Annotated in this window: 15 protein-coding genes; 9 read left to right on the forward strand and 6 right to left on the reverse strand. The window is 55.0% G+C overall.

The window, feature by feature from the left end; genetic code table 11:
* Positions 1 to 225: 225 nt before the first annotated feature.
* Both QEH54_RS00365 and QEH54_RS00370 read right to left on the reverse strand, forming a co-directional pair.
* The gene (locus QEH54_RS00365) at positions 226 to 1,005 is read right to left on the reverse strand and encodes a glucose 1-dehydrogenase (RefSeq protein WP_309016619.1); all 780 of its coding nucleotides are present in this window, start codon (positions 1,003 to 1,005) and stop codon (positions 226 to 228) included.
* 570 nt (positions 1,006 to 1,575) lie between these two features.
* Positions 1,576 to 3,399 (reverse strand): DUF5060 domain-containing protein, encoded by a 1,824-nt coding sequence (locus QEH54_RS00370; protein ID WP_309016620.1) that lies wholly within the window; start codon positions 3,397 to 3,399, stop codon positions 1,576 to 1,578.
* A 229-nt stretch (positions 3,400 to 3,628) separates the two neighbouring features.
* Here QEH54_RS00370 and QEH54_RS00375 point away from each other — a divergent pair, with 229 nt between their 5' ends.
* From QEH54_RS00375 to eno, 9 genes are all read left to right on the forward strand, one after another.
* Positions 3,629 to 6,019 carry a glycoside hydrolase family 88 protein gene (locus QEH54_RS00375; protein ID WP_309016621.1) on the forward strand — a complete coding sequence of 797 codons (2,391 nt, stop codon included), beginning with the start codon at positions 3,629 to 3,631 and terminating at the stop codon, positions 6,017 to 6,019.
* Positions 6,020 to 6,207: 188 nt separating this feature from the next.
* Positions 6,208 to 7,440 (forward strand): BNR-4 repeat-containing protein, encoded by a 1,233-nt coding sequence (locus QEH54_RS00380; RefSeq protein ID WP_309016622.1) that lies wholly within the window; start codon positions 6,208 to 6,210, stop codon positions 7,438 to 7,440.
* Between the two features lie 167 nt (positions 7,441 to 7,607).
* Entirely contained in the window at positions 7,608 to 9,122 is a 1,515-nt protein-coding gene (locus QEH54_RS00385; RefSeq protein WP_309016623.1) for a fucose isomerase, read from the forward strand.
* Between the two features lie 4 nt (positions 9,123 to 9,126).
* Complete coding sequence (locus QEH54_RS00390) at positions 9,127 to 10,296, forward strand: PfkB family carbohydrate kinase (RefSeq protein WP_309016624.1); 1,170 nt, start codon at positions 9,127 to 9,129, stop codon at positions 10,294 to 10,296.
* Entirely contained in the window at positions 10,280 to 11,302 is a 1,023-nt protein-coding gene (locus tag QEH54_RS00395; protein WP_309016625.1) for a hypothetical protein, read from the forward strand. Before QEH54_RS00390 ends, QEH54_RS00395 begins: the two co-directional genes overlap by 17 nt.
* Positions 11,303 to 11,336: 34 nt before the next feature.
* On the forward strand, positions 11,337 to 12,827 hold the full coding sequence (locus QEH54_RS00400) for an aldehyde dehydrogenase family protein (protein WP_309016626.1): 1,491 nt from the start codon (positions 11,337 to 11,339) through the stop codon (positions 12,825 to 12,827).
* Positions 12,827 to 13,912 (forward strand): hypothetical protein, encoded by a 1,086-nt coding sequence (locus QEH54_RS00405; protein WP_309016627.1) that lies wholly within the window; start codon positions 12,827 to 12,829, stop codon positions 13,910 to 13,912. Before QEH54_RS00400 ends, QEH54_RS00405 begins: the two co-directional genes overlap by 1 nt.
* Positions 13,909 to 14,916, forward strand: coding sequence for an aminoglycoside phosphotransferase family protein (locus QEH54_RS00410; RefSeq protein ID WP_309016628.1), 1,008 nt, complete (start codon positions 13,909 to 13,911; stop codon positions 14,914 to 14,916). Before QEH54_RS00405 ends, QEH54_RS00410 begins: the two co-directional genes overlap by 4 nt.
* A complete protein-coding gene (gene eno, locus QEH54_RS00415) occupies positions 14,913 to 16,217 on the forward strand; it encodes a phosphopyruvate hydratase (protein ID WP_309016629.1) in 1,305 nt (434 codons plus the stop codon). Before QEH54_RS00410 ends, eno begins: the two co-directional genes overlap by 4 nt.
* Positions 16,218 to 16,477: 260 nt before the next feature.
* Here the strand turns inward: eno and QEH54_RS00420 are convergent, their stop codons facing one another.
* The 4 genes from QEH54_RS00420 to QEH54_RS00435 form a co-directional block, all read right to left on the reverse strand.
* Positions 16,478 to 17,914: an MFS transporter gene (locus QEH54_RS00420; protein ID WP_309016630.1), complete on the reverse strand. Its 1,437-nt coding sequence runs from the start codon at positions 17,912 to 17,914 to the stop codon at positions 16,478 to 16,480.
* A gap of 122 nt (positions 17,915 to 18,036) precedes the next feature.
* Positions 18,037 to 20,274 carry a beta-glucosidase BglX gene (gene bglX, locus QEH54_RS00425; protein WP_309016631.1) on the reverse strand — a complete coding sequence of 746 codons (2,238 nt, stop codon included), beginning with the start codon at positions 20,272 to 20,274 and terminating at the stop codon, positions 18,037 to 18,039.
* Between the two features lie 203 nt (positions 20,275 to 20,477).
* On the reverse strand, positions 20,478 to 22,370 hold the full coding sequence (locus tag QEH54_RS00430) for a CRTAC1 family protein (protein ID WP_309016632.1): 1,893 nt from the start codon (positions 22,368 to 22,370) through the stop codon (positions 20,478 to 20,480).
* 24 nt (positions 22,371 to 22,394) lie between these two features.
* Positions 22,395 to 24,668: a beta-galactosidase gene (locus QEH54_RS00435; RefSeq protein ID WP_309016633.1), complete on the reverse strand. Its 2,274-nt coding sequence runs from the start codon at positions 24,666 to 24,668 to the stop codon at positions 22,395 to 22,397.
* Between the last annotated feature and the right edge of the window lie 34 nt (positions 24,669 to 24,702).

Genomic DNA, 24,702 nt, shown 5'->3' on the forward strand with positions numbered 1-24,702 from the left:
GGTCGGGCGACAAGCGATCAATAAACCGATCAGCGTCTAGCCGACGTGGGTGAGAAGCGATCAAGTCACTCGAGAGGGCTGAACGTGAGTCGGTGGTTTGAGCGGTTTACAGTACTAAGTGTATTGCATACAAAATGCAATAAAGTCAAGCCGAACTTTAATTATACCCATAAGATTAGCTTTTCGCTTTCGAACTAGTGCTGGATCGATTGCAATGCGGCTTTTCTAGCTTGGCCAGTTACCACCATCCACGTTGAGGCATTGCTGTGTGATATAATCAGCATCAGAGGAAGCGAGAAATACGGCGGCCGCTGCGACATCCTCTGGTTGTTCGACTCGCCCCAGGGGGATTGTGGAAATGGCTTTGCGGATTGGTTCTCCTTCTGCAACTCCGGATAGTAGGGCGAATTGCTTGTCGAGAGCCTCCCACAGGGGGGTGTCCACCACCCCTGGAGCGATGGCGTTCACATTGATCTTGTGGGGTGCTAGGGCTAGGGCGATGGACTGGGTCATGCTGATGACGGCAGCCTTTGTAGCGCAGTAAGCCATGACCAGTGATTCTCCGCGTCTTCCGGCTTGGGAAGCGAGATTGATTATTTTGCCGCAGCGTTTAGCTTCGATCAAATATTGGGCTACCTCCTGACAGCAGATCATGACGCTCTGGCAGTTCACCCTAAAGAGTCGATCAAAGTCCGCTTCTGTAGTCTCGAGGAAAGGAATGATTTTTCCAGTTCCTGCGTTGTTTACCAAAATATCGATACGACCGAAGGCGGCCAATCCTTGTTCGACTGCTTCCCGAACGGCTTGTCGGTTGGTGACGTCAGCCTCGACCGCGATCGCCTTGCCTTGTCGAGAAACAATATCCTGAGCGACGGTATTCGCGCCATCGATATCGATGTCGACAATGACAACACCTGCACCTTCGGCCGCGAATCTTTGGCAAATGGCTCGGCCGATACCGACTGCGCCTCCAGTAACGATAGCTGTTTTTCCTTGGAGTCTCATTGTAAAGTTGGTCGTTGTTTTCGTTGGGAATGGCGATTCCTGGATATGGATAAGGCACCTGACTCTATCGATTTTCACGTTGGGCGTTCGAGTCTTGCCAGCAGGTGATATTGCAGATTTCGGCTGGCCAACACTCTATGAATCAGGGGATGGGACCGTTTTTCCATTCATCACAAAGTTCAGTTCTAGGGAATCCGAGTAATAATGGGGAGTTTTCCTTCGTTTTAGGCGTTTCCTTTCTCCGGAGGAAATCGGGGGGTCGTGAAATCGGACGTATGATGGTTAGCAATGATTTTATGCGCTAGGCAATTCTGAAATTGCATGCAAAGGACAATATTTAGGTCTCCCTGCTCATCCGTTCCTTTCCTAGGAATGAATGAATGTTGTGGTGCAAAGAGTGATTTGGAATTGGAAAAAGCAACAAAGTACTGCTTTAGCGTCGTAGGTGCGTTGAGCGTTTGGGGGCGATGAAGTGGTCACGCCGTATATCTAGGCAAGAACCCATTTCAGGGCAGCCTATGCAACGCTCGGGCAGGTGGGGAAACGACGTGAGGAGCCGCTGGGACGGATTCAATCTCTGCGAACGAGAATCACCCAGTCTTGATTTGCCGTTTTGGGAGCCTCGCCAAGGTCGTGCAGTCCAAGGCCGGATACGGATAAGACGCTACCTTCTTGCAGTCCGCCACCTTGCAAAGGGTCATACCAGCGGATGCTGAAGCGTTGGGCGTCCGATCCGAGTTCGAGTTCGGTCGTGATTGAGTCGGGCGAATAGATGGCGTAGATCTCGCCCGGTTTGGCGAAGCAGTAGTCGTCTGTCCTTGGGGTAAGTTCATCATGCGACGCCATTTCGGAAAAGGGTAGGTATTCGTGAAAGAATACGGTGGCGAAGCGTGTTAGGTCCCAAATTCGGTCGCGGCTGCGCCAATCTTCGAGGCTGAGGTCATTATGGGCGTAATGAGCCCCGAAGTACCACTCGATCCCCGCTGCTCCGCCCATGAGGCTACCCCAGAGGGCGTAACGGCGAATTGTATCGTGGTCGGGGTCGTCTGTATCGGGTAATACTCCGCGGTGCCACTTGCCTTGTTCGTCGAAGGTAATCAGCCAGGGGTGGTCTGACGAGTCGGCGAGGTTTTTCCATTTGATGATCTCGGAATGGGCCTGTTCGCGACGATCGATTTGGAAGGACATGCCGTCGTAGGATCGGTGGCCGAGCAGGGGCGTCAGGAGCTCGTACTTTTCGTGGGCGGTGGAGTGGGTGTGGAGGACGATAGGGTGTTGGTAGGGATCGGCGCGGTCGATGAAGTCGGCCATGGCCTTTTGCTGGTCGGCGCTTTGGCCGCGCGGCGACCAGTGCACGGGACCGTTTTCCTCGCCGAGGTTCCAGACCAGGGCGAGGTGGTGTCCGAAGCGGGCGATCAGCTCGCTGTAGTAGAGCTTGCGCAGAGGGCCGGTCTCGCCGTCGTCGAGCAGGAGTTCGTTTTCCGTCTCCTGCGTGACTACGTGCAAAAGGATGCCTTTCTCCTGCAGGTGGCGAAATGCGATTTCCCATTGGTCGAGCTTGCTGCAGTCGAAGCGGTCCCGGGTGTGGTGGTCTAGGTAGGGCCAGACGTCCTTGCCGTCGCCATCGATGTTCATGGTGAGGAAATAGATCGAGTTGACCCCCTTGCTCGCAAGGTAGTTGATGCCGCCGATCAGTCCCTTGCCTTTGCCGTCGCGCCAAGTGGGATCCCCCTCTTGCCAGTCCTGTAGGTGAGGGGCGAATACGTGCAGTTTTTCGTCGGCGGACGCTTCGCCATCGCGGGCTTCCGCCACGTAGCGGTAGGTGCCGTCGAAATCCTGGTAGCCCAGCAGGTTCTCGGGACTGCCGGCGCCGCCTTTGATCCAGTATCGATCGGAGGCGGCGAAATAGAAGTATCCGTTTCGCGCTGACAAACGTCCCAGCGAACGGAAGTCTCTACCTTCGACGTCGCGAGGAAGCACTTGGAAACTACCCTCCGCGTGGGACAGAGGGACTTGTTTGCCCGCTTGACGGGAGGGGTCGATGGCGATCATGGGACTGAGGCACAGGCTGGCCTTGTAGCGCCACTCGCCGGGCTGGTCCGGAGTGAAGCGGACTTTCCACTGATTGCCCGAAACTGCCCCGGTTTCCGCCGCGTTGCCATCGGCGGCGTAGAAGCCTCGAATGATGTAGCGAGACTGGGCGTGGACGAATTCGACCTGCAGACGGTAGTCGGTAAAAGGATTGAGTTCCGCTGTTTCGGAGCTTTGCGGACCGGTGAATGACAGTTCCAAAGTGTGCCAGCGCTTGACGGTTTCGGCGCGAGCCGAGGTGACAATCGCGAGATGAGCGAGGATGACGGCGATGGCGATTCGGATAATTGTGGGGCGCTTCATTCGATGGGCGGGGTGAACGTTTAGGTAAATGAGGGAATGGGTGCTGAGAGCAAGACGTAGGCGAGGCGTGGAACTCGTGCTAAAGAGCGGCATTTAAATATTGAATGCAATAGACAAAGTGCATTTCTTGGTCGCTCGTTGGCGTCGCCGTCGATGCCGGTTGATTAAGCGCCCACTCCAACGAGACCCTTACCCCTATAAAGATCAAGGTCCTGACGGACTCCAAGCCATGCAGCACGCCTTTCTGCTTCTTTTTGTTTTGGCCCTAGCGCCAAGTCGTCTCATTTCCGCTCCCTTCTCTCAGTTGGACGCCTACGCCTACCGAACGGAAAGCATCGAAACGGTCATGAAGAAGGTTGCCCGTCACCAGCTGGAGTTGTATGGCGGGGCGGTGCCGACCAAGGATTGGTTGGTCGGCACGTTCTTCTCGTCATTTGTAGCCGCGTACCAGGAAACGGGCGACGAGTGGTATATCGACCAAGCAAGGGAGTGGGGAGAATGTTCGCAGTGGGATATTCGCAATCCGGTGGATGCGGATGATGTTTGCCCAGGGCAGACATATCTGGATCTGTATTTCGTTCTAGGGGGAGAGGAGAAGATCGAGAGCCTGAATTCCAAACTATCCTCGTATTTGGGGGTGAAGCAGCTCGAACCAGGCGCGTTCAGAGAGTGGATACAGGAGCCGATAGACTTCGTGGGCCGCGAGCTGTGGCATTGGTGCGATGCTCTCTACATGGCGCCTCCGGTGTACGCCCGCATGGGAAAAGCGACTGGCGACGAACGTTATTTCCAGGATCTGCATCGGCTTTACTGGGACGCGGTCGACTTTCTCTACGATCCCGAGGAGCAGCTCTTCTTTCGGGATGCGGCCTATTTCGATCAATCGACGCCCAATGGGAAAAAGGTCTTTTGGGGGCGGGGCAACGGGTGGGTCTTGGGAGGCCTGGCTCGGATGCTGGAGTTTATCCCGATCGACGATCCCGAACGCGAGCGGTACTTGCGACTCTTCGTTGATCTGGCCTTTGGCGTGGCGAAGCATCAGCAGCCTGACGGGTTGTGGCGGTCCAGCTTGAATGATCCGGCATGGCATCCAGAAAAGGAAACAAGCGGGTCCGCGTTCTATGTGTACGCCATGACCAAGGGAATTAACGAGGGATGGCTGCCGCGGGCGTATTTCGAGCCGGTCGTTTTGCGGGGCTGGAGCGGATTGTTGGGCTGTGTATCTCCGGAGGGGCGCTTGGGCTACGTGCAATTGGTCGCTGGATCTCCTTATGCGACGCGGGCGCAAGACAATCGTGACTACGCGGCAGGCGCGTTCATCTTGGCTGGGGTGGAAATGCTCAAGCTGCAACCGTCGCGCGCGATGGCGGCTCTTACGGCACAGCGGTTCCAGCCACGACTGGTTGCGGAAGACGGCGCTTGGACGTGGTTCAACGATGAACGGGTCATCTTTCATGAAGATGCCTTTTATGCCTCCTACAGGAAGAGCGACGGCAGGACCGCGGTGACCTCCTATGGCTTGGAGTCCAAGCCGAGCTGCTATGCCCGCTATGAGTACGAGCTCGGCTCTTGGACGGAGAAGGATAATTACAACAACGCGTCTTTGCTAGCGCTTGGCCCGGATCGTATCCTTGCGGGGTACACCAAGCATGGTACCTCCAGCTCCTTTAACACGAGGCTACTGTCATTGCAGCGGTGGAAAGAGGCAACTTTGTCTGGGGAGGCCAAGGCTCTCGATATCGAGGCTCGTCACGAATCGACCTACCAAAATCTAATGCGACTCGAAGGCGAAGGCGGGAGGATCTACAACTTCATTCAGGGAGAAAGCCTCAATCCCTACTTCGCGTGTTCCGATGACAATGGGCAAACCTGGTCTGAGCCGGTGATGCTGCTCAAAGCCGACGAGGACAGCGGTCAACGTCCTTACGTCAGGTATGCTTCGAATGGCGCCGGTCGTATCGACTTCTTTTATACGGACGGTCATCTGCGACGCAGTCCGAGGAACAGTATCTATCACCTCTACTACGAAGAAGGGCGCTTTTGCACGTCGACAGGCGTTGTTCTACGAACGTTGGAGACGATTCGCGACAAGCCGATTGATTTAGAGGAAGGAACGCTGGTTTTCGATTGCGGCACTCCCCATGGGCGTGGATGGGTATGGGATCTCGAATACGATTCCGCTGGGCAACCCTGGGGCGCGTTCATCAGCGTGCCGAGCGGGCAGGTCGGAACAGGGTTGCGCTATTGCGACGCGCGTTTTGCGTTGGAAAAGGGATGGCAGGTCGAGGAGATCGCCTATGCGGGAAGCAATCTGTATCCGGCGGAAGAACATTGCACAGGAGGCATAACCCTCGATCCTCAGAACGAGAACCAGGTGGTGATTTCGACGAACGTTTCGCCGGACTCCGGCAAGGCGCTGCCCCAGGGAATCTATCAGTTGTTTAAGGGGACGCGTGACTCCGAGGGATGGAAGTGGGAGCAGTTGACCCATGATCCGCGTTGCGACCAATTGAGACCGGTGATCGTTCGCGGTTATCCGGAAGCCCTTTTTTGGTTAGCTGGAGACTATCGATCCTATCGCGACTTCGACTGCTCGATACAAGCGACGATTGGATACTGACAGGAGTGAACAGTAGCTTCTCGGTGCGTTGTAAGTAATTGAGGATACGCTAGTCGGAGGATTTCGTTATGAAGAAAAAGATATGGTTTAGGTTTGGTTTCTGGCGGTCGGTGGCGCTCTTGCTGTCGACTTCGTCTGTGTGGGGAGGCATTCCGGAGAATGCGAAGCCGGGGGAATCCTTTGCGCTTATGGCCAAAGACACAGGGTGGTGCTGGTTTCAGGATCCCCGAGCGATCATTCTCCAAGGCAAGCTTGTGATCGGGGGCGTAGATGGACAGACTGGCGACGTGACGCTCGGAGTCTTCGATTTGGCGACAGAGACAGCGCTTGGCTCCGCGCTGCTGCACCCTGCGCTGCAGCGGGACGACCACAACGCGCCAGCCTTGTATGGCCGCCCTGACGGGCGACTTTTGGCTATGTGGTCGATGCACGGCAACGAGAAGAAGCACTATTATCGGGTTTCCGAGGCAGACGACTTTCTTCGCTGGGGAGCCTTGCGGGAGTACAACCACGACTATGCAGACAAGCGGGGCGTCACGTACACCAATCTCTACTACTTGGAAGACCAAGGCGCTTTGTATAATATTTTTCGAGACGGCGAGCACTTCAATCCTTGCTACATACGATCGACCGATCATGGCGAGACTTGGGGTGAGTTGACCCATTTCATCACGCATGATTTGGGGAGTCGCCAGCGCCCTTATGCCCGCTACGTGCAAAAGGACGCGAGTACCGTCGCTATTTCGTTTACCGACGCACATCCGCGACAATACGGAAATCACATCTACTATGCCGCTTATCGCGATGGAGCGTTTTTCCGGGCTGACGGGTCGGAAATCAAGCGTCTCTCCCAGGGGCCCCTGCGCACCGGAGAGGCGGAGCGTGTGTATGAGGGCAGTGGTCAGCGGCGCGAAGGCGGTCATGGCGAGAGCGCTCCCAACAGCGCCTGGACCGGCGCCATGGCGGTTGATAGAGACGGGAATCCACATATCGGATACTCGCTCTATCTCACGAATGAGGATCATCGCTATCGGTTGGCTAGCTGGGACGGGGCAAAATGGGTTGACCGGGAAATCGCCTTTGCCGGCAACTGCTTGTGGGATGTGGAAACAAGCTACACAGGCTTGCTGGCCTTCGATCCTGGGGATCCCCGCCGCGTCTATATTTCAACGGATGTGGATCCGGCGACTGGCGAGAGTTCTGGAGGCGTGCACGAGATTTACACGGCATGGATCGAGGCTGTTGACGACGTATCCACGATCGAATGGTCGCCGATAACGCGAGGTTCCGAGCATCGCAACATTCGGCCGATGGTGGTCGCAGGCGATGGATACAAGGCCTTGGTGTGGCAGAACGGTCCGTGGACCGGGTTCGTGAACTACGACACGGATGCGGTCGGACTGGTGCTGGAGCGGCCCTGAGTTGGGGGAGCATTTGTAGTAGCTTGGAACGTATCGCACGATTGTTCGTTGTTTCTGAATTATTGATGTCAAAAATTCAGAGATTTTGGGTTAATTAGAGCAATAAAGTACTACTTTAAGCTCGCAGGCGCGTAGAGCGCTAGGGGGCGATCGAGTAAGCTATGGCTATGAAAAACATTGGTTTGGCGGCGTTGCCGGAAAAAGGAATTTTGGATAAAGTGGTGGCGGAGTTGGTGGGGCCTTTGTCGAAGCCAAAACCAGCCCGGATTGCGATCGTAGCCTGCGGGACACGTATTCACTTTCCTTGGGACAAGGCCTGCGCTCGCTATGATCAGGCGCATCGAGTCTTCAGCAAGGCGGTGGGCGCTTTGCCGATCGAGGTGATACGAGCACCTGAACCTTACGAGGATCCGGAGGCGCTCTGCGACTACCTCGACTCGGAGTTGAAGAGCGGATTGGCGGGCATCGTGTTTTTTCATGCGGCCTACACAGCGGGGGAAATCGGATCTTGCCTCGGGCGCTGGTTGATCGACCGGCATGTTCCCTTGCTATCCTGGGCCTGGCCGGAGCAGGGCACGGGCGGGAGCAACGAAGCCAATAGCCTGACCTGCCAAAACTTTCTCTTGCAGATGTGGAAGCAGATGGGCGTGCCTTACGCGTGGATACATGAGGAAATCGACGAGGCCGCTAACGAAGTGTTGGCTCAGTTTTCTCGGGCGGCGTATGCTCGGCAAGGATTTCGGTCGGCCAAGCTTTTGCATGCTGGCGGCTCGCGAGTGACTGGTTTTTACGATGGGGAAGTCGACGAGCTGGAGGTGATGAAGAACCTCGGGTGCCGTTTCGATCGGGTTGATCTCGAAACCGTATACCAACATGCCAAGGCTCGATTCAAGGACGCAGAGGTATTGCGATTGAAGAAGGCATTGGAGTCGCACCCTGCCTGCTCCAAGGTAGACCTGCCGGAGGAGCAGATCCTGAAGACCTATCGCCTGGGATTGGGGATTCTGGATCTGGCTCGAAAGCATGGCTATGTCGGGGCCACGGTGAAGAGTTGGCCGGACCTATTTGACTGTTACGGTTGCGCGATTGACGGGGCCGTATCCATGATGAATGACTACGGTTTCTGCGTGGCGGAAGAGGGCGAGATGAATGGCCTGCTCTCTTCCCTGTCGCTTTGGCTGCTGTCCAACGGGTCCGCGATTCCCACGATGATGGATCTCTCCCTATGGAAGCAAAAGGAGGACCGTTTGGGAATTTGGCACTGCGGGGCTTCGCCGACTCGGTTGATGAAGCCCGGTACCCAGTTTGCTGCGACAAGGCATTCCATACTGGAGAATGGCGACCCTGATACGGCGGTCGGACTGATGCTGGAGTTCCTTCTGCGCAATGGCCCGATCACGGTAATGCGCTATCTGGCGCCCGACGCGGCCAAGTGGTTTGCCTTCGAAGGAGAGTTTGTCGATACGGAACTCGACTATCGCGGCAGCTATGGGCTGATGAAAGCGACCGGCGAAGCCAGCTTGGGACAGATCATGGGGACGATCTTCGATGCCGGATTGGACCACCACTGGAGCGTTGGCTACGGGCACTGGCTGGACGAGCTGCGCATGCTCAATCACTTTTGCGGCTTGTCGGAAATCTCGCTGCGTCAAGGCGTGGCCAACCACGGCCTGAGCCGTTAGAGCGATGACCCAGAATATGCTCAGTTCATTGGCGGAGCGTACCGAAGCATTGGGTACGAAGGTATCGACTGCGACGGTCGTGATGGGCTTTGACGCCTTTGTGGACGAATCCCTGCGGATCGTGGGGGGACGGACTTCGCCTGAGTCGTACCAGCCCATACCGACGATTGGGGACTTTGGCGCTTGGGCCTCGGCTGCGGCCGGCCGCAGCGGCTCGCGGGAGTTTGTTTGCGAAGATGTGGTCGCGGGAGGGTGTTCCGTCAATTGTGGCGACGGGATCGCGAGTATGGGATTCCAGCTGCGATCATTCGCGGGCGTTGGCTCGCCGGCACATGCGGCGTTCGAAGGCTTTGCAAAGAAGTGCGCTGCGGTGGAGTCGCTCGGCATGGAGCCAGGGCGAGCCTTGGTGACAGAGTTCGACGATGGAAAGCTAATGTTCTGTTCCTTCAGTCACTTTGCGAAGTTCAAGCCGGATTACCTGCGGGTCCAGATGGCGAATGGTTGTTTCCGGTCGATTTGCAAACAAGCTCAGGGAATCGCACTCACCAGTTGGTCCGTGTATCCTTACATGACGGACTGCTGGAAGTATTTAATCGAAGAGGAGCTCGCCGGCATATCGCAGCGTCCGCACTTGTTTTTCGATCTGGCTGACCCGGCCAGTCGTTCGCCGCAGGATATTGTGGCGATGATTGAGATGCTAGGCCGTTTCGAGGAGATCGGGCGCGTGAGCTTGAGCCTAAATGGCAACGAAGCGAACCGACTGGCGAGCGCATTGGGCATTCCAACCGCTGATGAAAGCGCGTCAGAGCAGGAGCGTCTGTGCGTTGCCTTGCGGGAGCGTGCGAGCATCAGCGAGGCCAGTATTCATCTGGTGAAGGGCGCGTCTTTGGCGACGACGGATACGGTCGCGACCGTTGAGGGCCCGGTCTGTCGCAAACCGAAGAAGAGCGTGGGTGCGGGCGATCGCTTCAATGCGGGATACCTTGCGGGCCTCATTCTCGATCTGAGCCCTGCGGAGCGCTTGGCCCTCGGGGCAGCGTCCTCCGGCTTTTTCGTGCGCCATGCCCGTAGCGCGAGCTGGGGGGAGTTAACTGCATTTATCAGAAAGTGGGGCGAAGGCGCCCTCGACAAACAAAATCCAAGCACCGAATTGAACCATGAAATCTCTCGATAGAAAACTTGAAATTCTCAGGCAGAATCCGAAGGCGAACGAATTCATCATCGCCGACGCCAAAGACGCCGACATGGCTTGGGGAGTCGCCTGTCCCGGCACGGTGTATCCATCGAACGGATCAAGCGGATTCCGCAGCATGACGGATTTCTTGGAGCAAATGCGGGAGATGACCGCCTCTGGCCTGGTTGACATTCTGTTGGCCTCCAATTCGGCCATGAGCCGTCTCGCCCACGAAGAAAACCTGTTTGCTGACAGCGAGGTGACCCCCGCGATCCGGGCCAACGATACGACCGATGTTTGGATTAGCCGAGTGGCGAACTATCGGAGCGAGCCGTCGCGTCCGTTTCGCTCGGCCTACCTGCGGGAAGCCCAGTACGGCAGTCTGACGGCGGAGCGGGCGGGCGAGCCCAAGGTCAATCTCGGCTTGTACTCGATCACCTTCAACAACGACTTGGAAGCCGACTACAACAGTATGCTCGCGTTTCGAGAGTTCCGGCTCGAGGCGGCGGAGGCAGGTTTTGACTATTTCCTCGAAGTCTTCGCTCCCAATGTGGCGGATTGCGGGATTGCTCCGGAATTGATTCCCAGCTTCGTGAACGACAGTTTGGTGCGGGCTTTGGCGGGGGTCTCTCGAGCGCACTGGCCGAAGTTTCTCAAAATTCCCTATTTCGGTCCCCAAGCGATGGAGGAGCTGGCGGCCTACGACGATGAGCTGGTGGTCGGCATTCTAGGGGGTGGCCCGGGCACGACTTACGATGCGTTCAAGCAATTGGCCGAGGCCAAGAAATATGGCGCTCGGGTGGCGCTTTACGGACGCAAGATCAAGGAGGCCGAGCATCCGATTGCTTTTGTCCGCTTTTTGCGGGCGATCGCGGAAGAGAAAATCGGCCCTGAGGAGGCGGTGAAGGCGTATCACGGCGAGCTGCAGAAGCTTGGCATCCCGCCCAAGCGCGATCTGGCCAAGGACAGCGAGCTTACGGCAGTCGAGCTGAGCTACGCTTCCTAGGTCAAGAGACATTTTAACCCGAAGACCCCAAAATATGAATACATTAGAAGCAATGCATCTATCGGAAGCGTCGCAAGCGTTTCTAGATAGCGAACTCGGATCCTTTGTGAACAATGAATGGGTCCGACCTGATGCCGAGAGTGTAAGTGTGATCCAAGATCCCTGCACGACCGAAGTCATCGCTCGCGTGGCGAAAGGAAATCAGAGTACGCTGAACGAAGCGGTCGAGGCCGCCCACTTGGCATTCAACGACTGGAGCCGCCTGCCTGCGGTGGAGCGAGCGGTTTACCTGCATCGGCTGGCCGATGCCCTGGAAAGAAACTTCGATACGATCGCCGAGATCGAGTCGCTTGATGTCGGTAAGGCGATCGTGAATACAAAGGGGTTCGATATCCCCTTTGGCGTGGATTGTATTCGCTATTTCGCCGATTTGGCAACGGCTTTGCCAGCCGATACGCCATTGGCGATCAAGAACATGGAGGCTAAGATTCATCGAGTGCCCTATGGGGTATGCGGTTTTGTCTTTCCCTGGAATTTCCCCTACAACCTTTTGCTCTGGGGAATCATTCCTGCCCTGGCAGCCGGCAACACGGTGGTGATCAAGCCGGCGGAACTCACGCCGCTTAGTACGCTTTTCGTGGCCAAGCTCGCCCAGGAAGCCGGATTCCCCAAGGGTGTCATCAACGTGGTGACCGGCAGTGGCAGCGTGATTGGCAGCGCCTTGTGCAGTCATCCGAAGGTGAAGCGCATGTCGTTCACCGGCTCGAGCGAAGTCGGCAAGCAGATTGGCGAAGCCTGTGGACGGGCCTTGATCCCTTGTAAGCTCGAGCTAGGTGGAAAGGGCGCGGCGATCGTTTTCGAGGACGCGGATTTGGATTTGGCGGCGGAGCAGTTGTCTGCGGCGATTACCTTCAATACGGGGCAGGTGTGCTGCACGGCGACGCGCTGGATCGTGCAGGAGTCGGTGGCGGATACTTTTACGGAAAAGGTCGTGGCCAAGCTGAAGGCGGTCAAGATCGGCCATGGTTTGGCGGCCGATACTGGGATGGGTCCGATGGCGAGCGAGAAACAGCTCAATACGGTGATCGACTATCTGGAAACAGGAAAAGCGCAGGGAGCGAAAGCGATTCTCGATGGAGAACGTCTCCAGCCAAGCGGCTGCGAAAAGGGGTATTTCATGAGCCCGTCATTGCTGAGTGGGGACAGCTCGAACATCTGTTTCAAGGAAGAGATCTTTGGCCCCAGCGCCTACCTGACCACTTTCAAGGACGAGGAAGAGGCGCTGGCTCAGGTGCACTCGATCGATTACGGTTTGGCGAATAGCGTATTTTCCGAGGATTTGGACAAGGCGCGACGGGTCGCGGACCGAATGATTTGCGGAAACAATTGGATCAATGCCCACAATGTGTTTGCCTATGGCCTGCCCTACGGTGGGGTGAATCTCAGTGGCCTCGGCGGCGGCGTAAATAGCCCGGAAACCTATTACGACTACTTGAGGCCGCAAACGGTTGCCCGTCCACTGTGATGATTGAGCAAATACAGAGCAACCTCGTTTCTGCCCAGGTGGCGTCGCAGGTGGGGCATATCGCGCCAGTGCGGTTCGATTTGGGAAACGGCTCCTTCGCGGAGCCGTATTCCCTGGCCGGATGGGGCCCAGAGGATTGTCCCGAGCAGGCCCCCGCGGTGCAATGGCTACGAGGCGAGTTCTTCTGTTTTCCTTTTGGCATGAACGAAAGCTTCGAACACATCCACGGACCTGCGGCTAACGGACCTTGGAGCGTGCAGGAGCGAGATTCGGGGCGACTTGCGTTGGCCATCGATTTGCCGGAAGGCAAGGGCAGCATCATTAAACGGGTGTCGCTTCGCGATGGCGAGCGGGCGCTGTATCTGGAGCATGAAGTGCGGGGAGTGGAAGGGCGATACAACTACGCTCATCATCCCGTTATCTTCTTTCCGGAAGGGGAGGCGGCAGAAGTGCGGGTCAATCCCTTCCGGTACGCTTCTACCTTTCCGGAACGCTTTGGCGATCCGGAACGGGGCGATATCAATCTCCTGTCAGAAGGGGCTCGCTTCGATGACTTGGGGCGGGTTCCACTAAGGAATGGGGAATCGCTATCGATTGCCCAGTATCCGACGGACGAGCGTCTAGAGGACATGGTGATGTTTGCCGCTCGAGATGATATTGAGCTGGGGTGGACTGCTGTATCCTTCGATGGATACGTTTGGCTGTCGCTCGTCAGTCGTCGCGATTTTCCGTCGACCTTGTTCTGGCTTTCAAATGGCGGGTGTCAGGGGACTCCATGGAATGGTGTCAATGGTCGTCGACTTGGGGTAGAAGATGCGTGTTCCTATTTCAGCAAGGGGCTCGAAGAGAGCAGGCGTGATTTGCTCGGCGATTTGGGGGTGGCGACAACGGCGGCGTTTTCCCCTGGGACACCCACTTTCCTGAGGGCGATCCAGCTCGTTCATCCGACCCAGGGGCGAAAGGCAGTCGAAACGGTGACGCCGGTCGAAGAATCAAATTTCGTGCGGCTTTGTTTCGAAGACGGGAGTTCGGATTTCGTTCCGGTCGACTGGAGGTGGGCGCTAAAGAAAGGTTCCAAACAATGAATACGGAAGTGGGTTCTGAGATAGAGTTAAAGAAACTGTTGTTGGACTTGGGCTGGATTGGAGCGGCCGAAGCGCAGCTGACCCCGCTGACCGGGGGCGTTTCGAGCGAGATCTATCTGGTACGCGATGGCGAACGGCAGTTCGTGGTGAAGCGTGCCTTGAAGAAGCTCAAGGTCGCGGCGGACTGGTACGCGGATACATCGCGAAACGATTCCGAGCAGGCCTACATGCGCTATGTGAGTCGCTTCCGTCCCGATGCGATGCCGGAGATTATAGCTAGCGACAAGGCAGCTGGGCTGTTCGCGATGGAGTTTCTCGACGGCTTCGAGAACTGGAAAGCGTCGCTTCTGTCAGGCGTAGCGGATATGGACCTGGCGTATCGGGCGGGGAAGTTGCTGGGGGAGATCCATGCCCAATCCTGGGGAGACGAAGAAGCTCAGGAGGCCTTCGACACGCTGCCGAACTTCGACCAGCTTCGGGTGGATCCCTACCTGAGGGCTACGGCGGAGAAGCACCCGCACTTGAGAGCTGCGATTCTGGAGGAGGCTGATCGCCTGATGCGGAGCCGGAACTGTCTCGTCCATGGCGACTTCAGCCCGAAAAACATTCTCTTCCGAAGCGAGCGACTGGTGCCGCTGGACTGCGAAGTCGCTTGCTATGCCGACGCGGCCTTCGACCTGAGTTTCTTCCTTAACCACTTTTTCCTGAAAAGCCTCTACCATGGCCGGGAGGGGAAGCGCTTTGCGAAGCTTGACGACCCGGCTCGCCGTGGCTATCGCGAGGCAAACCCTGCCCATGCTGATGAAGTGGAAGCCGGTACAGCACGACTGCTGCCAATGCTGATGCTCGCTCGGGTGGATGGGAAGAGTCCGGTCGAATACCTCGATGATGACCAACGGGATTTCATCCGGCGATTCGTGAACAGCGAACGGGTGGCAGGAAATCAGAATTTGGATACGATCAAGAATCAGTGGCTGCAACAGCTAGGAGCCTTAAAGCAATGAAGATAAAGAAACTAGACGCTTATCAAATATTCGACTCGAGAGGCATGCCTACCGTGGAGGTCGAACTCACCTTGTCCGATGACACAGTCGGCCGAGGGCTGGTACCCAGCGGCGCTTCGACCGGGCAATTCGAGGCCTTGGAACTACGGGATGGGGATCGCCGGAAGTTCCGCGGGAAGTCGGTTTACAAGGCGATCGAGAGCGTAAAGGGGGAGATCGCTCAGGCCCTGGTTGGGCGTGACGTCTACGATCAGCGTGGTTTGGACCAGGCATTGATCGACCTCGACGGCACGGGCAACAAGAGCCGACTGGGAGCGAACGGGATATTGGGCGTTTCCATGGCAGCTGCCTATGCGGCGGCGAATAGTCGAGGCCAGCAGCTCTTCGAGTATTTGGGGAATGGAGACGGGAACCTATTGCCCTTGCCTGAAATTCAGATCATCGGGGGCGGCGCTCATGCGAACTGGCGTACCGACGTGCAGGACTTTCTGGTTATCGCCAACGGGGCGCGGGATTACGCAGAGACGCTAGAGATAACCTACAATGTGTATCATGCGGCTGGTGACATTTTCCGCGAGCGGGGCAAGTACTTTGGAATTGCGGACGAGGGCGGGTATTGGCCCGAGTTCGACAGCAACGAAGCGGTTTTCGAGGTCTTTCTGGAAGCGATAGAACGCGCGGGGTATGTGCCGGGCCGGCACGCCTCCATATCTTTGGATATCGCGGCCAGCGACTTGTTTGACGAGGAGAGCCAGACCTACCGTTTTCGTTTGGAGAATCGCAGCTATTCTCGGGAAGCCTTTGCCGAGCTCATGATCGAGTGGTGCGAGAAGTATCCCATCCTTTCGATCGAGGATCCGGCGGCGGATACGGATTGGGAAAGCTGGAAGCGCATCTACGAGGCCGTTGGCCACAAAGTTCAGATCATTGGCGACGATCTTTTTACGACCAATCTGAAGCGTATCCAAGAAGGCATTTCGCGCGGCGTGGCCAATAGCGTGCTGATCAAGCTCAACCAAATCGGTTCGGTCACGGAGACGATGGAAGCGATTCGAGCGACCCAAGCGGCGGGCTGGCTGCCGGTGGTTTCGGCCCGCAGTGGTGAGACCGAGGACGCGTTTATCTGCCACCTCGCAGTGGCCACGAACGCTGGGCAGCTCAAGGTCGGTTCGTTTGCCCGCAGCGAGCGGATGGTGAAGTGGAACGAGTGCCTGAGGATCGAGCGTCGGCTCGGCGAGCGGGCACGATTTGTTGGATCACGAATCTACGATTTAATATTCGCTCAGCGCTTGACCACTTGAGAGTATCCAATAGGAGAAGCACTATTGGCTTCAATATCCGTTGCTGTTCGCAAATAGAGGGGATTAGCAATTGGAGTCTATCGGAATTGCAAATCATGTTTGGTGATAGAGGCAGTTAAAAACTGCTCCTATTAGTTTTGTTCGTCTGATTGGTTTTGTTGCACTGTAGTATTGCATTTGATGGCAACCGTACCAATGCAGTCTTACGCTTCGAACGAAAGTCGTGTATCTGCTAGTGCAACGAGCGAAATCACTTGATGCTAAACTGCGTCGCGCCTTTCTTCCAGGGTCGCACGTACATCTGCCATCATGTTGTGAGTAAGCGGGTACTTTATCATCAGTATGAACATCGCTGCTGCGGCGCTAGCTGGTATGAGGGCGTAGGACCAAATCAACCTAGATAGCGTTTCGGGGCTTTGATTGCCTCCTAAACTGACGTCGAAACCGGCGATGTACTGCAATACGATACCGCCTAAGGCCATTGCGGCAGTCATGGAGAGTTTGGCAATCCAGTTTCCTACCGCTGCGATCAATCCCTCGCGACGACGACCAAATTTGTATTCATCCCAATCTGCAACATCGGCACGCATGGAGAGAATGAGTATCCAGAACCCCGTTTCTCCCATTGATAGAAAGGGTTTTGTTATGAAAGTTAATAAAGGCTTGCCTGGGATGTAGGTGACGAGAATGCCGATCTTGCAGATAAAGATGGTAGCGATACAAGCGAGGATGAGATGTTTCTTATCGAACTTTTTAGAGAGTGCTTGAATTAGGAAAGCTGCTACAAACGAAAATACGACCCGAAGCGTTCCGTCGTATCCAAAAAGAAATGCTCCTTCTTTTAAATCTCCCCCATAGATATAGTAGGTTTTAACGTGGACGTCGAGAGCTTGGGTTGCGGATATCGCTAGAAGGTACGTTCCAATTGCCGCGAACACGAAAATGAGTGGTCGGTTTTTACTCAGGGACCTGAGCGACTTGAGTGGATTCTCTTTCTTTTGAGTCTGAGCAATAGTGCTAAACTTCTCGACACAAAAGAGGGCCGGAAGAACTCCAGCAGCAGCGATGGCTATGCCAACTCCAATACTAACTATCCGCGTGCCTTGTAGTTCGTCTCGAAAGACCGACAAGGTTGTAAGTGCGAGTAGCCATGGGACCGTGAAACTGGAGATTTGCTGGATGTATGACATCCACGAATACACATTGGTACGCTCGCGATAGTTAGGCGTAAGCTCCATCCCCAAAGACTGATAAGGAACCGAGAATATTGAGTAGAACGTGAAGTAGATCAGAAGTGCTCCGACTAGGTAAATAAAAGTCAGAGTCTGACTCCACGCTACGGGAGCGAGCCAAAGGAAAGGGAAAAAGGCTCCAGTTAAAAGTGCACCCCAAAATACAAATGGTTTGCGACGACCTTTGGGACTTTTAGAATTGTCAGATAACGATCCAATTAGGGGGTCGGTGAATGCGTCCCATAAGCGAGCAATCATCAATGCGTACCCAATAAGGCTGGGCGAAAGTTGCAGGATGATATTGAAGATGGGCATCGTGAACGAGTTGAGGCTGAAAGTCGCCAGATGGTCAGACACGATGCCGAATCCGAAGGAGATCTTTTGCGGGATCGGTACGCGGTCCTTCTCCGGTATTTCTACCGAGTCGCTTTGTTCCTGCATCGGCGCTTCTTTCAATTCACTCATCGGGGGTAATAGGGGGCTTCTCGTCAGATTGATGTGGGGCTGCCGATGGAAAACCTAAAGTGAATATTGTATACAAAAACTGTTTTGTAAAGGGCAATTGCACCGTGGTGAGGGATGGCCCTTTATTCGGACCAGCCACCGACCAACGTAAATGCGGCCTGTTTCGTTTCTTCGGAGGAAGTGCCGATTTGAAGGACGAACCTACCTGGTTCGCGGATAGCTTTGTAGTCGGCACCGATGAATGACAGGGAATCTGGCGTTATCTCGAAGGTCACGGTTTGTGATTCGCCTACATTCAGATCGATCAGCTGGAACCCTTTGAGTTCTTTTACGGGGCGGGTCACCGAGGCTATTTCGTCGCTGATGTAGAGCTGGACGATTTCGCGACCGTTGTTTTCGCCGGTATTAGTGACGGTTACGCTCGCTTCGATGGATCCGCCTGTTCTCATGGTGTCTGAACTCAGTCGAATTTCAGAATACAGGAAGGTCGTATAACTCAGGCCGTATCCGAATGGGTAAAGAGGCCTGATGCCAATGTCTCTGTGCGACGCGGTGTAGCGATTGTCTTTAGGGCCTGGATCGAATGGATGGCTTGTTCTGCGATAGCTGTAGTAAATGGGAATCTGGCCTTGGTGTATGGGAAACGTTACGGGTAACTTCCCTGAAGGATTGAAGGCTCCTGTCAGGATTTCGGCGACTGCAGCCCCTCCCATTGTTCCTGGCATCCACGCCTGGATAATCGCATCGGAATGCCGCGCAACCTCGGTGAGAATGTAGGGCTTGCCGGTTACGACTACAGTGACGACAGGTGTGCCGGTTGCAGCGACCTCAGCGATGAGCTGCTCCTGCAAACCAGGGAGATGCAAGGATGCGGTTCCTCCTCCCTCGCCACTCATCCAGTATTCTTCGCCCACTACGATGATCGCTACGTCCGCTCTGCGACTGATATTGACCGCTTCCGGAAGAAGACTGGCCCCAGATTTCTCAAAGCGAACTATGGAGCAACCTGGCGCGTAGGAAAGCTCGACGTTTTGGCCGAGCTGTTCGGCTAGTCCTTCCCAAATGGATACGGTTTCTTCGGGAGAGCCCATGGCGCTCCACCAGCCCAGGAGATCGCGTTTCGCTTTCGCGAAGGGACCAACAACAGCTATGGACTTGATATCGGGGGAAAAGGGAAGAAGGGAGTTATCATTCTTGAGAAGAACAATCGATTTTCTTGCGATATCCTTAGCAAGATTGCGATTGTCGTCGGACAACAATTCCTTTTCCTCCCGTTCTTTGTCGAAGTACGCATAGGGGTCGTCGAACAGTCTCGCTTTTTGCTTCAGCTCCAAAACTTTGCTCACAGCTTGATTTAGCTGATCCTCATCGATGTCTCCCAGACGCACGAGTTCTGGGATATGTTCAAGATAGGCTTGGGAAAACATATCCATTTCTATGCCCGCCTTGAAGGCCATCTTGGCCGCAGCACGATTGTCTTTAGCGATGCCGATTCTGCACAGATTTCCGATAGTATCCCAGTCTGTCATAAGCAAGCCCCTGAATCCCATTTCTTGCCGCAGAATCGTGCGTAGAAGAAACGGATTCGCCGAAGCAGGGAGAGCATCATAGGATGTGTAGGCACTCATGACGCTTGATACGTTGGCGTCTATCGCAGATTGGAAGGGTGGGAGATGTATTTCCCGAAGCTCGCGTTCCGATAAGTCAGATATGTTGTAGTCTCGCCCTGCTAGGGTGGCCCCGTAACCGGCGAAATGCTTGGCGCAAGCTAGAAGGTTTTGATGGAAATCTAGTCCGGACTCTTGAAATCCCCGCACGCGAGCCACTGCGATCATAGCCCCAAGATAGGGGTCTTCGCCTGATCCTTCGAGAATGCGCCCCCAGCGTGGGTCGCGTGAAATGTCGACCATTGGAGCATAGGTGAGGTGGATACCAGAAGAGGCGGCCTCTCTTGCGGCAAGTGCGGCAGATGCTCGAATCAGTTCCAAATCCCAGCTTGCCGCCTCCGCAAGGGGCGTCGGGGTTATGGTTTTGTATCCATGAATCACATCTTCCTGGAACAATATCGGTATTCCGCTTGCTGATTCTTCAACTGCGACTTTTTGGATTCGGAGGTTTTGTTCCGCTCCATTCGACTTGAGTAGGCTGCCGATTTTGCCTTCGCGAATTGCCTGCAGAAGCTCGTCGGTAGGCTCGCCTTCCAACGGTACCAGATTCAGTTGCCCGGCTTTCTCTTCGAGACTGAGCGATTCAATTATATCTTCTAATTTGTATGACTCGCGAGACCAGCATAGCGGTAGTAGGCTGTTGGCCAGCAGTATGAGGCACATGAGAGGTCGTCCAGCGATGTTGCTTTTCATTCAGCGGGCCGGTTCAGAAAAATGGCAATAGGGGCAGCTTAGGCCGCCCCTATTGGTTTGATTTGCCCGATTCGTTTTAGGCCTAGCTATCAGCGTGGGCTCGCCACTGTGTAGCCATATTTGGGTTACCGGACAAAATGAATTGATACTAATACGCATGTACGTAGGTCAGAGACTATTTGGAGCTAGTGTTAACTCGGTATCTAACGACCCAAATGGCCTACGGCAACGATCTGATTGGCTGTTATGTTTTGCAGCGTTTGAGTTGAACCATCGCGCCAGCGGATGGTGATTTCTTCAACCGAAGTCGTTTCCCCGAGACCAAAATGTATGAAGTTGTGGACACTTTGGTAGAATGCTGTACCTCGTGAGCCTACGCGTTGAAAATGCTTTCCATTTTGGGATGAAAAAGTGACCTCTGCTCCAATCGGATCGATTCCGGTATTCGAATACTGGATGTGGAGTGTCAGGTAATTGCCTGTATCTTCAGTGGTGTTACGGTAGAGACGCCAGCGGCCGTTATCATCATCGCCGCTAAGAATATCTACTCGCCCATCTAGATCGAAATCAAGAGTGCTGCCCATGTCACCGTGGCTCTTTTCGGGCAGCTTGTTCGCCCCATGGTCGGTGAAGGCTTCGAATCGGCAATCTCCTTTGTTGAGGATAAGAAGGTCGGGAACTCGGTAGACCAGTTCGCCGAATCGGTAAACGAAGAAGTCTTCCAATCCGTCGTTGTTGAAGTCACCGTGAGTGACGCCCCAGTTGTTTTCGCGGGACTCGATTGGCAAACGCCCCGAGATTTCAGTGAAACGGTTGCCATCGTTGCGGAGCAACACGTCGTCCTCGCCTAGATCCTGCGGCACGAAATAGGGATCGATTTTGGATACGCCCAATATGGACGCTCGTATGTCCCAGGCTAAATTATCGTTCAGGTTCCACTCCAAACGCCAAATCCCGTCGCCAAGGTAGCCTAGAAACCATCCATCTTCACTAGTTGAATCGGGGAAGCCGAGTGCATCCTTGGAGTCAATGGATATCGTTTCAGTGGGCGTTTTCGTGAGGGTTTTGTTCGAGCCGAGGAAGACCGGCAAAACGACGTCGCGACCGCGAGGCCAGTGGTAGAAATCGCACAGTTCGATTTGTTCGCCTGCTGTGAATTCGAGACCGTCGTGACTCTTGTTGCCTTCGTCTCGCAGGTCGAGGCGACCTGTTTGGGGATCGAAGGAAATCGCATCGTTGCCCGTGCGGTAGTGAGTCTTGCCGCGGGCCAAGTAGTAGTCCGGATCCCCATCGTTGTCTATGTCGGCTTCCGCGACCGCGTTGATCAAATCGCCCCTGAAGAACGCAGGGGGCAACCATTTCTTTGTTACGTCTTCGAATCCGAAGGCGTTGTCGCCTTGCCAGAATGCAATGGGGGAAAAAACGATTAGGTCGGGGATGTGGTCGCCATTGAAATCGGTTAGCAAAACCCGTTCCGCGTCTAGCTGCTCGAAAGCTGGACTGCTGCGGTAGACGAATGTCCCATCGCCTTGGTTTTCGAAGAGCAGGTTTCGCGGTCCGGTTTCGTTTACGATTTGCGCTGCATTGATCTGCAGCAGGTCCAAGTCGCCGTCGGAATCAAGATCGACCCAACGCGGAGAGCGGCCGCGAGCACCCATGCCAGAGATGCCCGCGGCGTCGGTGACGTCAACAAAGTTTCCATCGTCGTTTCGTAGCAGATGAGGGGCTTTCGGATTCTGCCCATTGCCGCCGCCGACTGCTACGACAAGATCCATGTCACCATCGTTGTCGTAATCGCCGGGAGCGATTCCATGGGCGTCGCACTTGGGCAGTGGCGAGGGCGCTTCCTTGAATGTATTGTCTTCCTGTCCCCAGAAAATCTGAATGGGAGTGCGATCGTGGTTACAAAGGACCAGATCGTAGCGCCCGTCGTTGTTTAGGTCCGCTACAGTAGGACCGCTGTATTTCCAGCTTGGCTCGCTGTTTAGCCCGACTTGATCCGTGACCTCTTTGAAGGTGACGGGGGAGGCGGTTGTTTCGATGAGGGCGAAGGCAGGGAAGACGGCAACAGCGAAGCGAGCGATGTTCATGGGCATTGGAAGGTAGGTTTTAGTTTAGGCCTATTTTTCGAGGTCGCCGAATTTCTTTTGGTAGAGCGTTTCATTCACTTCTTTGGCCGCATTGACGAGGTCTTGGTAGGGGACGTCGGTGATGCTGACGAAACCTACATTGTAGTTCTCACCATCGTGGGCGCGGCCCGTTGCGGGCGAGTCGATGTACTGGAACCAATGAGCGCCTACGAAGTAGTCGTTCTCGATCACGGAATTCATATAGTCCTTGTACCATCGCCCACGGTCAGCCTGGTCGGCGGCGTGGATCAAACCGGGATGGAAGAGTCCGCTGTCGGTCGAACCGTTGTGGAATTCGCCGATGATACTGGGCATGTCGATCTCCGGAAGGAAGTTCCAGAAGCTGTCGTCGAGCCCTTCTTGGTAGTAGTTGTAGCTGATTACATCCATGTGCTTCTTTGCAGCCTCCACGACTTCGGGAGTCATGCCCCAATGGGCGAAGCGAACGCCCATGTAGAGGTGATTGGGCATGGCCCGCTTGAGTTCGCCGTTTACGATGCGGAAATACTCCTCGGCGTAGAGCTGCAAAAGATCGGCAAGATCGGCCAGCATCGCTTCGCTATAGTTCTCATGGCCTAGGTCGAAGCCGCCTGCGAATGATTCCCAATTGTCTATTTTGGTGTCCCATGCGTTGTTTAAGGCTGCGATGGTTTTGTACCTCCCTTTCAGGTACAGGTCGAAAGCTGTCTTGCAGGGGCTTTCGAAGCTTGAGCGCATCAAGGTGTTGAGCACTATTCCGTAGCGAGACGTATTCGAATTCATTCGACCCCAGCTCTTTTCGTTGTCTACGAACACACCTACGCACCAAGGGCTGCCGTTCACCTCCTTTGCGATTCGGTCGATCGTGACCCTTGCCCGCTCGCGGAATTTTGGATCGAAGGGATCGGGGAGGGGAGCCCAAATGTCGAAGCCGGAGGTCACGGTCTTGAAGTCTCCAATGATCCAGCCATTGGCGAAGTAGGGGATTCGCTGGTTGTCGTAGAAGGCGGGATCCACCCAATTGCCGAAAGAGGTGAAACCCCAGTCTAACATCCTCTCTATGGTTACATCTTGCCATTGCTCCATAAAGTCATCACCATATCGTCTCTCTAGATTGGCTTGGTAGAAGCTGTAGGTTTGACCGTGTTCTATGGGGCCGGTGTGCGATTCGCGCCGGTAGCTGTAGTGTTTCGCCAAAGGATCGTCGTATTCGGGGAGTCCTTTGAACATGCCGTAGCGAAGCCGATTCGCGACGAATGCAGTGTCGGTCACCGACTTGCTAGCCTTGACCATGCCTTTTGAGTCCTCTGGGGTTGTGTCTTGCGGATCGATTATTCGTAGCGAGTCATCGCGATAGTCGATGCCTGTATAGGTGGATGTATTCGCCATGCGGATATTGGCTATTCCGTTGGAAAAGAATAAATAGCCCTCCGGATCGATAAGCGCCCATTTACTACCAATCTTTTCGGTTCGAAAGTATCCGGTGGCTTCCAGCTTCGGACCTGTTTTCCAGCCTTGGAACTTCGAACGATCGTCCGGTCCCGATTCCTCTTTCAATTGGGTTAGCTCCATTTGAGCCAAGCGACGCAGTTCCTTCTCGGTTTTCACTTTTAGGGTGAAGTCGCTCTTGGCAGGTTGTCCGAACTTATCAACGATACCCTTGAACTGGGATTCGTCGTACGGGATGTCCGTCAGAAGTCGGAGTCGTTTTAGGGTGAACGCCTTGTCGAAAAGATTGTGGTGGGCGACGACGGAGACGTTGGCTATCTGGCTCAAATTGAAATCCGTCGGTTGTGATCCCCACATCCAAATGAGGCGAGTTGCATCGATTTCCCAAGGGTCGGGCGTATCACGCATGCCAGCATCGAATTGTTGCGACTGGCTGGACAGCTCGTAGTAGAGCGATCCATCGAATCCCCTCGGTATGTTGACGCTCCTCACGGCACTGGCACCGTTCGAATCGCGTACAGTGACGAAAATCTGAACGGATCGCTCGCCATGGTTAGCCACGTCGAAGACGAGGGCCGATTCGCTCGAGCCGGATAGGTCCCATGGCTCAGCTGGAGTTAGGTTCAGGCCACTGTATGGTTGCGAAGCATCAAGTAAGACACGGAGTCCATCCTCGCTGGGTATCAGTTGCGATTGAGTCGCGGAAACAGCGGCGGGAAGGTTGCCTGTCGAAAGGTCGAGAACCACACGCTGATTTGGCTGGACCGCGGCGGCGGATAGTTGAAGGCCGCCAAAGGCGGTCGTCGCAGCAAGGAATCGGTTTAAAAATTTCGTCATCGGGTAAGTAGGAAGCGGGGTTGACGCACTCGGG

Origin of the sequence: Pelagicoccus sp. SDUM812003 (genome assembly GCF_031127815.1) — a bacterium.
GTDB lineage: Bacteria > Verrucomicrobiota > Verrucomicrobiia > Opitutales > Opitutaceae > Pelagicoccus.

Bases quoted from the DNA above. Each gene is read 5' to 3' on its own strand.
- QEH54_RS00370 (WP_309016620.1), bottom strand. From the start codon at position 3,399: ATGAAGCGCCCCACAATTATCCGAATCGCCATCGCCGTCATCCTCGCT.
- QEH54_RS00430 (WP_309016632.1), bottom strand. From the start codon at position 22,370: ATGCCCATGAACATCGCTCGCTTCGCTGTTGCCGTCTTCCCTGCCTTC.
- QEH54_RS00420 (WP_309016630.1), bottom strand. From the start codon at position 17,914: ATGAGTGAATTGAAAGAAGCGCCGATGCAGGAACAAAGCGACTCGGTA.
- QEH54_RS00375 (WP_309016621.1), top strand. From the start codon at position 3,629: ATGCAGCACGCCTTTCTGCTTCTTTTTGTTTTGGCCCTAGCGCCAAGT.
- QEH54_RS00395 (WP_309016625.1), top strand. From the start codon at position 10,280: ATGAAATCTCTCGATAGAAAACTTGAAATTCTCAGGCAGAATCCGAAG.
- QEH54_RS00405 (WP_309016627.1), top strand. From the start codon at position 12,827: ATGATTGAGCAAATACAGAGCAACCTCGTTTCTGCCCAGGTGGCGTCG.
- QEH54_RS00365 (WP_309016619.1), bottom strand. From the start codon at position 1,005: ATGAGACTCCAAGGAAAAACAGCTATCGTTACTGGAGGCGCAGTCGGT.
- eno (WP_309016629.1), top strand. From the start codon at position 14,913: ATGAAGATAAAGAAACTAGACGCTTATCAAATATTCGACTCGAGAGGC.
- QEH54_RS00400 (WP_309016626.1), top strand. From the start codon at position 11,337: ATGAATACATTAGAAGCAATGCATCTATCGGAAGCGTCGCAAGCGTTT.
- bglX (WP_309016631.1), bottom strand. From the start codon at position 20,274: ATGAAAAGCAACATCGCTGGACGACCTCTCATGTGCCTCATACTGCTG.
- QEH54_RS00380 (WP_309016622.1), top strand. From the start codon at position 6,208: ATGGCCAAAGACACAGGGTGGTGCTGGTTTCAGGATCCCCGAGCGATC.
- QEH54_RS00435 (WP_309016633.1), bottom strand. From the start codon at position 24,668: ATGACGAAATTTTTAAACCGATTCCTTGCTGCGACGACCGCCTTTGGC.
- QEH54_RS00390 (WP_309016624.1), top strand. From the start codon at position 9,127: ATGACCCAGAATATGCTCAGTTCATTGGCGGAGCGTACCGAAGCATTG.
- QEH54_RS00385 (WP_309016623.1), top strand. From the start codon at position 7,608: ATGAAAAACATTGGTTTGGCGGCGTTGCCGGAAAAAGGAATTTTGGAT.
- QEH54_RS00410 (WP_309016628.1), top strand. From the start codon at position 13,909: ATGAATACGGAAGTGGGTTCTGAGATAGAGTTAAAGAAACTGTTGTTG.